The 9579-nt window shown below is 72.1% G+C and carries 7 protein-coding genes; 5 read left to right on the top strand and 2 right to left on the bottom strand.

The window, feature by feature from the left end; genetic code table 11:
• Positions 1-281: 281 nt before the first annotated feature.
• Both JKV81_RS07095 and JKV81_RS07090 read right to left on the bottom strand, forming a co-directional pair.
• Positions 282-1352: an ankyrin repeat domain-containing protein gene (locus JKV81_RS07095; RefSeq protein ID WP_202075187.1), complete on the bottom strand. Its 1071-nt coding sequence runs from the start codon at positions 1350-1352 to the stop codon at positions 282-284.
• Positions 1353-1390: 38 nt separating this feature from the next.
• Complete coding sequence (locus JKV81_RS07090) at positions 1391-2296, bottom strand: hypothetical protein (RefSeq protein WP_129262113.1); 906 nt, start codon at positions 2294-2296, stop codon at positions 1391-1393.
• 249 nt (positions 2297-2545) lie between these two features.
• Between JKV81_RS07090 and JKV81_RS07085 the strand changes: the two genes are divergently transcribed.
• The 5 genes from JKV81_RS07085 to JKV81_RS07065 form a co-directional block, all read left to right on the top strand.
• The gene (locus JKV81_RS07085) at positions 2546-3322 is read left to right on the top strand and encodes a S1 family peptidase (RefSeq protein WP_124276989.1); all 777 of its coding nucleotides are present in this window, start codon (positions 2546-2548) and stop codon (positions 3320-3322) included.
• Positions 3323-3438: 116 nt separating this feature from the next.
• The gene (locus tag JKV81_RS07080) at positions 3439-3762 is read left to right on the top strand and encodes a chorismate mutase (protein WP_099176177.1); all 324 of its coding nucleotides are present in this window, start codon (positions 3439-3441) and stop codon (positions 3760-3762) included.
• Between the two features lie 227 nt (positions 3763-3989).
• On the top strand, positions 3990-6581 hold the full coding sequence (gene pepN, locus JKV81_RS07075) for an aminopeptidase N (RefSeq protein WP_202075186.1): 2592 nt from the start codon (positions 3990-3992) through the stop codon (positions 6579-6581).
• 227 nt (positions 6582-6808) lie between these two features.
• Positions 6809-8218: a pyridoxal phosphate-dependent decarboxylase family protein gene (locus JKV81_RS07070; protein WP_202075185.1), complete on the top strand. Its 1410-nt coding sequence runs from the start codon at positions 6809-6811 to the stop codon at positions 8216-8218.
• Positions 8215-9579 (top strand): lysine N(6)-hydroxylase/L-ornithine N(5)-oxygenase family protein (locus JKV81_RS07065; protein WP_202075184.1); only part of this gene is annotated, 1365 nt, incomplete at its 3' end. The genes JKV81_RS07070 and JKV81_RS07065, both read left to right, overlap by 4 nt.

The raw sequence follows: 9579 nt of genomic DNA, 5'->3' as shown, positions 1-9579 counted from the left end.
GCTCCCGGCCGTGGCCGCCGGGCCGCGTAACGACATGTAGCCACGAGGGGCGGTGACCTGCACAGCGGGTCACCGCCTTTCGCGGGTCCGGGGCGGGGCCCCTGGCCGGCTCGGCTTCGGCGGGGCCCGCTCAGTTCCCGGGCCCGCCCGGTCCGGCTTCGGGCTCGGTCCGGTCCGGTTTCGGGCTCGGTCCGGCTTCGGCCCCGCCCGGTCCGGCTTCGGGCTCGGCTCGGCTTCAGCCCCGCGGGGGTCGGCTCCCGGCGCCGCCCCGGCCCCCCGGCTCAGCCCCCGGGCTCCGCCTCGTACCCGGTGATTGCCCTGGTCGCAGCGTCGGCCAGCTCCGGGCCTGCGGTCCGCGCCAGCTCCCGCAGCAGCGGGACCGCGCGGGCGGTGAACGGTGTGCCGCCCGTGCCGAATCCGAGCCGTGCCAGTAGATCCACGCCGAACCGCTGCCGCAGCGGGTCCTCGCTCGCCGTCCACGCGGCCGCCGCCTGGAACGTCTCCTCGTCGCCGCGCAGCCACAGCGCCCCGACGGCCACCCGCCAGTTGTCCAGCCCGGGATCCCCGTCGCGCAGCGCGCGGACGGCCAACTCCTCGAACGGGGCCCGCAGCCCCAGCTCGCTCTCCAGGAGCGTCGCGATCGCCCCGTGCCCCGTCTGCAGGTCCTGGGACGCGAACAGCTCGCCGCCCCGCAGCAGTTCGACCGTGACGGTCACCCCGCCGTCCACCCGCGCGCGGCGCACCGCGCTCTCGTGGCCCTCGTCGCCGTACCCGCGCCGCAGCGCGTCCCGCAGCTCCTGCTCCACGTCCAGCGTGAGCATCCGCCCGGCCTCGTCGAGTGCGGGGGACAGGTCCCGGGCGCCGTGCCGGAGCAGAGCCCGTACGGTCCGTACCGATCCCCGCCGGGCCGCGACCACCAGCGGGACCTCGCCCTGCGGGCCGGGCAGGTCCGGGTCGGCGCCGCGGGCCAGGAGCGTCTCCGCGACCTCCGCATGGCCGAGACCCGCCGCCCAGCGCAGCGCGGTGAACCCGAAGTCCTCGCTCAGGTCCGGTTCGGCCCCGGCCGACAGGAGCGCCCCGACGACCTCGGCATGGCCACCGCACGCGGCCCCGCACAGCGGCAGATCGCCCGACTCAGGGCCGCTCGCCCGGTTCGGGTCCGCGCCCGCGGCCAGCAGCAGCCGCACCGCTCCGGGCAGGTCCTGCACGGACGCCAGGTACAGCGCGGTCGTCCCCTCCTCGTCGCACGACTCGGCGGACGCGCCCGCGCGGAGGGCCCGTACGACCGCGTCCTCATCGTCGTACAACGCCTCGAAGAGGCCGCTCGCACCCCCAACCGGACCATTCGTCATACACCGACCCTACGGCCACCCGGGTCCGGGCCGGTTTCTCACGTGTCGCACTCCAGGACGGTCCGGCACAGTCCGCACCGGGCGCGCGTCCGGCCCCTGACCGGGACACGGACGCGCTGGTGGCAGGTGGGGCAGGGGAAGGAGACCCGCAGCCCGTCCGCCCCGCCCTCGAAGGCGTACGGAAGGGACGGGTCCAGGGCGGTTCCCGGGCGTGTTCCCGCGTCACGGCGGTCCTTGGCGTAGCGGCGCCTGCCCGCCCATCCGGCAGCGGTCAGCGGCGGCCGGTGCAGATCGCGCAGCGCCTCCGCCCGCCCCTTGGTGTACGCCGTGTACGCCTGGGGGCTGGTGAACCACACCGAGGGGTCCTCGTCGAAGGCCAGCGCCCGCTTGGCCAGCACGTACCCGAACTCCTCGGGCGTGAGATAGCCGAGCTTCTGGCTGGAGACCGCGTCCTGGCGGAAGGCGTCCAGCAGCAGCCAGCCCGCGCCGAGGTAGGCCGTCACCGTGTCCGTGAGGATCTCGTTGTCACGGGTGCCGGGCAGCTCCAGGCCCAGGCGGTGCAGCAGCACATGGGTGATCTCGTGCGCCAGCGCGGCCCCGATGTCCCTGCGGTGCGTACGGAACCGGTCGTTGAGCTCGATGAAGTACTCGGGCCCCGCGGTGAGTTCGACGCTCGCGGCGTGTTCCATCCGCCGGAAGCCGACGACGATGCGGGCCTGCGGCAGCCGCAGGTGCTGCACCAGCGCGCCGGCCACCCGCTGGGAGCCCAGATACAGGTCGTCCAGGTCGGAGAAGGCGGCGTCGGCCGGGGCGAGGCTCGTGGCGTAGGCGCGCACACCGTCGGGGGAGACCCGCCGGTAGAGCGCGGTGATCGCGGACCGGACGGCGTCCAGGTGCGGGAAACCATGGACGACCGGACCGCCGCCGTTACTGCCGTCGCTCACGACCGAACCCCCATCAATGGCGCTCAACGGACCTTCACTCTAGGCCGGTCCGCCGGAATCCGGCCGGGAAGCGGCAGATGATCTTGGCCGAAAACCCTGCCTTGTGACAGCGGTGATCACTTCCCGATAATCGGATCGTTCTTGTCGCGGGCATGTCGAGAATTACTCGGTCCATGCCCCTGACCAGGACACGCACGCCCGCACGCCTGCACCCCCCACCGCCACCCCCCACACGAAAGCAGGCCTTCCGTGAAGCAGCTTCTGCGCGCCCTCAAGAGATGTTCCGTCATAGCCGCGGTGGCCCTCGCCACCCTCAGCCTCCAGCCGTCGAACGCCACGGCCGCCCCCGCGCCCGTCGTCGGAGGCACCCGCGCCGCCCAGGGTGAATTCCCCTTCATGGTCCGGCTCTCCATGGGCTGCGGCGGCGCCCTCTACAGCCCGACCGTCGTGCTCACCGCGGCCCACTGCGTCGACGGGTCCGGCAACAACACCTCCATCACCGCCACCGCCGGATCCGTCGACCTCCAGTCGTCCTCCGCCGTCAAGGTCCGCTCCACCAAGGTCCTCCAGGCACCCGGCTACAACGGCGTCGGCAAGGACTGGGCACTGATCAAGCTCGCCCAGCCCATCAACCAGCCCACGCTGAAGATCGCCACCACCACCGCCTACGACTCCGGCACCTTCACCATCGCCGGCTGGGGCGCCGCGACCGAGGGCGGCGGCCAGCAGCGCTACCTGCTCAAGGCCACCGTCCCCTTCGTCTCCGACGCCACCTGCCAGCAGGCGTACGGCAGCGACCTCGTGCCCAGCCAGGAGATCTGCGCCGGATACGTCAGCACCGGCGGCACGGACACCTGCCAGGGCGACTCCGGCGGCCCCATGTTCCGTAAGGACAACGCCGGAGCCTGGATCCAGGTCGGCATCGTCAGCTGGGGCGAGGGCTGCGCACGGGCCGGCTACCCCGGCGTCTACACGCAGGTCTCGACGTTCGCCGCCGACATCGCCTCGGCCGCCGCGACCCTCTGACCGTCTCCTGCCGTGACACCCCACCCGGGGGCGCCCGTCCTGACGGGCGCCCCCGGGCCCGGCACATCCCCCCGCCGTCGATCACCCCGCCCCCGGTGCGTCTAAGCTCGCTGACCATGACCACGAGCAACACCGACGAGTACGTCACCGCCGAACTGAACCGGCTGCGCGAGAGCATCGACAACATCGATGCCGCAGTCGTCCACATGCTCGCCGAGCGCTTCAAGGCCACCCAGCAGGTCGGCCACCTCAAGGCCGCACACCACCTGCCGCCCGCCGACCCCGCCCGCGAGGCCCGCCAGATCGCCAGGCTGCGGCAACTCGCCGAGAGCGCCAGGCTGGACCCCGCCTTCGCCGAGAAGCTGCTGAACTTCATCGTGGCCGAGGTCATCCGCCACCACGAGCGCATCGCCGAGGAATCCGCGGGCCCCGGCGCCTGACCCCACGGCGGCGCCTGACTTCACGACGAGCGGCGCGGCGCCCGACCCCACGGCCGGCACCCACGCGCCGCCGGACCGGCGCGTGGGCACAGGCCGGTGCGTGGGCACAGGCCGGCGCGTGAGCACAGTCATGGGCACGGGCCCGCCCCGCAGGCGCCCCGCCGCCCGCCGTCAGCCCTGCGAGAACGCCCCTGCACAGCCCCGGACCCGTACGGCAGCATGGGCGCATGTCCGTACTGACGCGCAACGAAGCGCAGACCCGCGCCCAGCTCCTCGACGTACACCGGTACACGGTCGACCTCGATCTCACCACGGGCGAGGAGACCTTCGACTCCCGGACCGCCATCCGCTTCACCGCCCACGCGGCCGGAGACACCTTCGTCGAGATCAAGCCGGAGACCCTGCGCTCACTCAGCCTCGACGGACAAGCCCTCGACCCCGGGCGCCTCGACGAGAACCGCTACCCCCTGGACGGCCTCACCGCCGGCCCCCACGAACTCACCGTCGACGCCACCATGCGCTACTCCCGCACCGGCGAAGGCATGCACCGCTTCACCGACCCCGCCGACGGCGAGACCTACGTCTACACCCAGCTCTTCATGGAAGACGTCCAGCGCGTCTTCGCCGCCTTCGACCAGCCCGACCTCAAATCGGTGTTCGACCTCACCGTCACCGCACCGACCGGCTGGACCGTCCTCGGCAACGGCACCGCCACCCAGGCCACCGAAGGCCGCTGGACCATCGCCCCCACCCCGCCCGTCTCCACCTACCTCGTCGCCGTCGCAGCGGGCCCCTGGCACTCGGTCACCACCCACCACGCCGGCCTCCCCTTCGGCATCCACTGCCGCCGCTCCCTCGCGCCCCACCTCGACGCCGACGCCGACGAGATCCTCGACATCACCCGCGCCTGCTTCGACCGCTACCACGAGAAGTTCGACGAGCCCTACCCCTTCGACTCCTACGACCAGGCCTTCGTCCCCGAATTCAACGCCGGCGCCATGGAGAACCCCGGACTCGTCACCTTCCGCGACGAGTTCATCTACCGCTCCGCCGTCACCGACACCGAACGCCAGACCCGCGCCATGGTCATCGCCCACGAGATGGCCCACATGTGGTTCGGCGACCTCGTCACCCTCACCTGGTGGGACGACATCTGGCTCAACGAGTCCTTCGCCGAGTACATGGGCTACCAGACCCTCACCGAAGCCACCCTTCCCAAGGCCCTCAACTCCGCGCGCGCGGGGGAGACCCTGTTCCCCGACACCTGGGTCGAGTTCGGCGTCTCCCGCAAGGGCTGGGGCTACGACGCCGACCAGCGCCCCACCACCCATCCGGTCGCCCCCGACCCCCACGCCGTCCCCGACACCGCCTCCGCCCTCCTGAACTTCGACGGCATCTCCTACGCCAAGGGCGCCTCCGCACTCCGCCAGCTCGTCGCCTGGCTCGGCGAGAAGGACTTCCTCGCCGGCATCAACACCCACTTCGCCCGGCACAAATTCGCCAACGCCACCCTCGCGGACTTCATCGACAACCTCGCCACCGCCACCGACCGCGACGTCCACGCCTGGGCCGCGTCCTGGCTCCGCACCACCGGCATCGACACCCTCACCGCCCACGTCGAGACCACCGGCAACAGCTGGAACCTCACCGTCGACCACGCCGGCACCCGCCCCCACCGCATCACCGTCGGCACCTACGACCACAGCCTCGACACCCAGACCGGCACCGACCAGCTCACCCTCCGCAACCGCTTCGAACTCGACATCCCGCAGAACGGCGCCCCCGCCACCCTGCCCGGCACCCGCCCCGACCTCGTCGTCCTCAACGACAACGACCTCACCTACGCCAAGATCCGCCTCGACCCCGACTCCTGGAACACCGCCCTCACCCACCTCTCCGGCATCCCCGACGCCCTCACCCGCGCCGTCGTCTGGAACACCGCCCGCGACATGGTCCGCGACGGCACACTCCACCCCACCGTCCACCTCACCGCCGCCCGCACCCACCTCCCCTACGAAACCGACCTCGCCCTCGTCCACGGCGTCCTCGGCTTCGCCTCCACCCACATCGCCGACCGCTACCTCGCACCCGAGGACCGGCCCACCGCCCTCGCCACCCTCACCTCCCTCTGCCGCGACCTCCTCCGCCGCACCGAAGGCCTCACCGCCAAGGACTGGGAACAAGGCCCCGGCCCCACCGCACCCGGCAGCCCCGACCCCGGCCTCCGCCTCACCGCCGTACGCCACTTCATCGACGCCGCCACCCAGCCCGACGCCATCCAGGACTGGCTCCACGAAGGCACCGTCCCCGGCGGACCCGAACTCGACCCCGAACTCCGCTGGCGCATCCTCACCCGCCTCGCCGTCCTCGGCGCCACCGACGAGACCGCCATCGCCCGCGAGCTCGACAAGGACCCCAGCGCCACCGGACAGGAAGGCGCCGCCCGCTGCCGCGCCGCCCTCCCCACCCCCGAAGCCAAAGCAGCCGCCTGGCAGGCCATGTTCGCCGACGACACCCTGTCCAACTACCTCTTCACCGCCACCGCCCAAGGCTTCTGGCAGCCCGAACAGAGCGAACTCCTCCACCCCTACATCGCCCGCTACTACCCCGACGCGATCGCCCTCGCCGCCCGCCGGGGCCCCGCCATCGCCGAAGCCGCCGGACGCCACGCCTTCCCCGCCCACGCCGTCGACCCCGACAGCATCCAGCTCGGCGACCAGGCCCTCAAGAACCCGGCCCTCACCCCGGCCCTGCGCCGCAAGCTCACCGACCAGCTCGACGACCTGCGCCGCGCCCTCGCCGTACGCAACGCCCACTGACCCGTACGCACACCCCACCCGCCACCGTGCCCGGCCCCCTCACCGAAGGAGCCGGGCACAGGCATACGAACAACGAACGCTAATACCAGCCCCGTAGGCCCCAACACCCCTACACCGAACCGCAGTACCCCTTTCGGGTTGAGATCGTTGGGCTCTTCGGCCGCACCCTCCGCAATCCGGACAGGCTGACACCACCGCCCCCGCGCACCCGAAGGACCACACCACCCATGCCCACCCCGCCCCTCGCCGGAGGCACCGCAGGCCCCGCCCACCTGCGCCCCCTCATCGACACCGTCCTCGCCGCACTCCACGACGGAGCCACCCGCCGCAACGGCCCCCTCCCCGCCGGCGGCCCCCCCACCGTCACCGAAAAGCTCCTCGCCACCACCGGCACCCTCATCCCCGACCACGGCACCGGCGCCCACCGCGCCCTCCGCACCCTCGTCACCGCACTCACCGAAGGCGCCGCCGACCCCGCCCACCCCCACTGCGCCGCCCACCTCCACACCCCACCCCTCGCCCTCGCCGCAGCAGCCGACCTCGCCGCCTCAGCCCTCAACCCCTCCATGGACTCCTGGGACCAGGCCCCCGCGGCCTCCGCCCTCGAAGCCGCCCTCACCACCGCACTCGCCGCCGAGATCTACCCCCACACCCCCGACCCCGACGCCCTCGTCACCACCGGCGGCACCGAAGCCAACCAACTCGCCCTCCTCCTCGCCCGCGAACGCCACGGCCCCGTACAGACCATCTGCGCCGCCAACGCCCACCACAGCATCACCCGCGCCGCCTGGCTCCTCGGCCTCCCACGACCCGTCGTCATCCCCGCCCCCACCGGCGTCATGGACCCCACCGCACTCCACCACGCCCTCACCCACCACCACGGCTCCCTCCTCGTCGCCGCCACCGCAGGCACCACCGACACCGGACAGATCGATCCCCTCACCGACATCGCCGACCTCACCACCACCCACGGCGCCGACCTCCACATCGACGCCGCCTACGGCGGACCCCTCCTCTTCAGCCCCACCCACCGCCACGCCCTGCGCAGCCTCCACCGCGCCCACAGCGTCACCCTCGACCTGCACAAACTCGGCTGGCAACCCGCATCAGCCGGCATCCTCGCCGTCCCCCACCAGCACGACCTCACCCCCCTCCACCACCACGCCCCCTACCTCAACGCCGACGACGACACCGAAGCCGGCCTCCCCGACCTCCTCGGCCGCTCCCTCCGCACCACCCGCCGCCCCGACGCCCTCAAGATCGCCGTCACCCTCCAAGCACTCGGCCGCGACGGACTCGCCGACCTCGTCGACCGCACCATCACCACCGCCCACCACCTCGCCGACCTCGTCGAAGAAGATCCCGCACTCGAGCTCTACGACCGCCCCACCATCAGCACCGTCCTCTTCCGCCCCACCCACAGCGACGACACCACCGTCGCCACCATCCGCCGCACCCTCCTCGACCAAGGACACGCCGTACTCGGCCGCGCCCGCACCGACGACGGCCTCTGGCTCAAAGCCACCCTCCTCAACCCCCACACCACCCCCGACGACCTCCGACAGCTCCTCACCCTCGTCACCCAGGCCCACACCGCCCACGCCCACGCCACCACGGAAGGCAGCACCCCCCGATGACCGACCGGACCACCTCCGACGGCGACCGGACCCACGACCTCATCGGCATCGGCCTCGGCCCCTTCAACCTCTCCCTCGCCGCCCTCGCCCACGGCATCCCCACCACCCCAGGTACCACCCCCCTCGCCACCGCCTTCTACGAACAACGCCCCGCCTTCCACTGGCACCCCGGCCTCCTCATCGACGGCGCCACCCTCCAAGTCCCCTTCCTCGCCGACCTCACCACCCTCGCCGACCCCACCAGCCCCTGGACCTTCCTCAACTACCTCCGCACCCGCGACCGTCTCTACCCCTTCTACTTCGCCGAGCAATTCCACATCCACCGCGCCGAATACGACGCCTACTGCCGCTGGGTCAGCGAACAACTCCCCACCACCCACTTCAACCACCAGGTCGACGCCATCCGCTGGAACACCGACCACGCCCACTACGAAGTCGACTACACCCAGCTCGACCCCGACGGCGAAGCCCACGCACTCGGCCGCGCCCACACCCGCCACATCGCCCTCGGCGTCGGCACCGCCCCCTACATCCCCGAACCCCTCCGCCCCCTCGCCGAAGCCCCCGGCCTCCCCGTCATCCACTCCGCCGACTACCTCCATCACCGCGAAGAACTCCTCCGCGCCGACCACATCACCGTCATCGGCTCCGGCCAGTCAGGCGCCGAAATCTTCCTCGACCTCCTCCGCGCCCGCCCCCACGGCATCGAGAAGATCCACTGGCTCGCCCGCACCCAGGCCTTCGCCCCCATGGAGTACTCAAAACTCGGCCTCGAACACTTCACCCCCGACTACACCCAGTACTTCCACGCACTCCCCGAAGACGTACGCGACACCCTCGTCCCCCAGCAATGGCAGCTCCACAAAGGCATCGACACCGACACCATCGCCGCCATCCACGACGAGCTCTACCGACGCACCCTCCACGGAGGCTGGCCCGACGCCACCCTTACCCCCGGCGTCAGCGTCCGCACCGCAGGCCGCCTCTCCGGCAGCGGCACCCGCATCGAACTCCACCTCGAACACACCCAGCAAGCCACCCGAAGCCGCCTCACCACCGACGCCGTCGTCCTCGCCACCGGCTACCGCGAACGCCCCCTCGACACCCTCCTCACCGGCATCGACCCCCACATCCGCCGCGACACCCAAGGACGCCCCCGCATCCACACCGACTTCCGCCTCGACCTCGACCCCACCCTCACCGGCAACATCTACGTACAGAACGCCGAACGCCACACCCACGGAGTCGGCGCCCCCGACCTCGGCCTCGCCGCCTGGCGCAGCGCCACCATCCTCAACAACCTCACCGGCACCAACCCCTACCCCCTCCCACAACGCACCGCCTTCACCACCTTCGGCCTC

This window comes from Streptomyces silvae, assembly GCF_016745505.1.
GTDB classification, from domain to species: domain Bacteria; phylum Actinomycetota; class Actinomycetes; order Streptomycetales; family Streptomycetaceae; genus Streptomyces; species Streptomyces silvae.
This window is presented reverse-complemented; position numbering and strand designations above follow the sequence as displayed.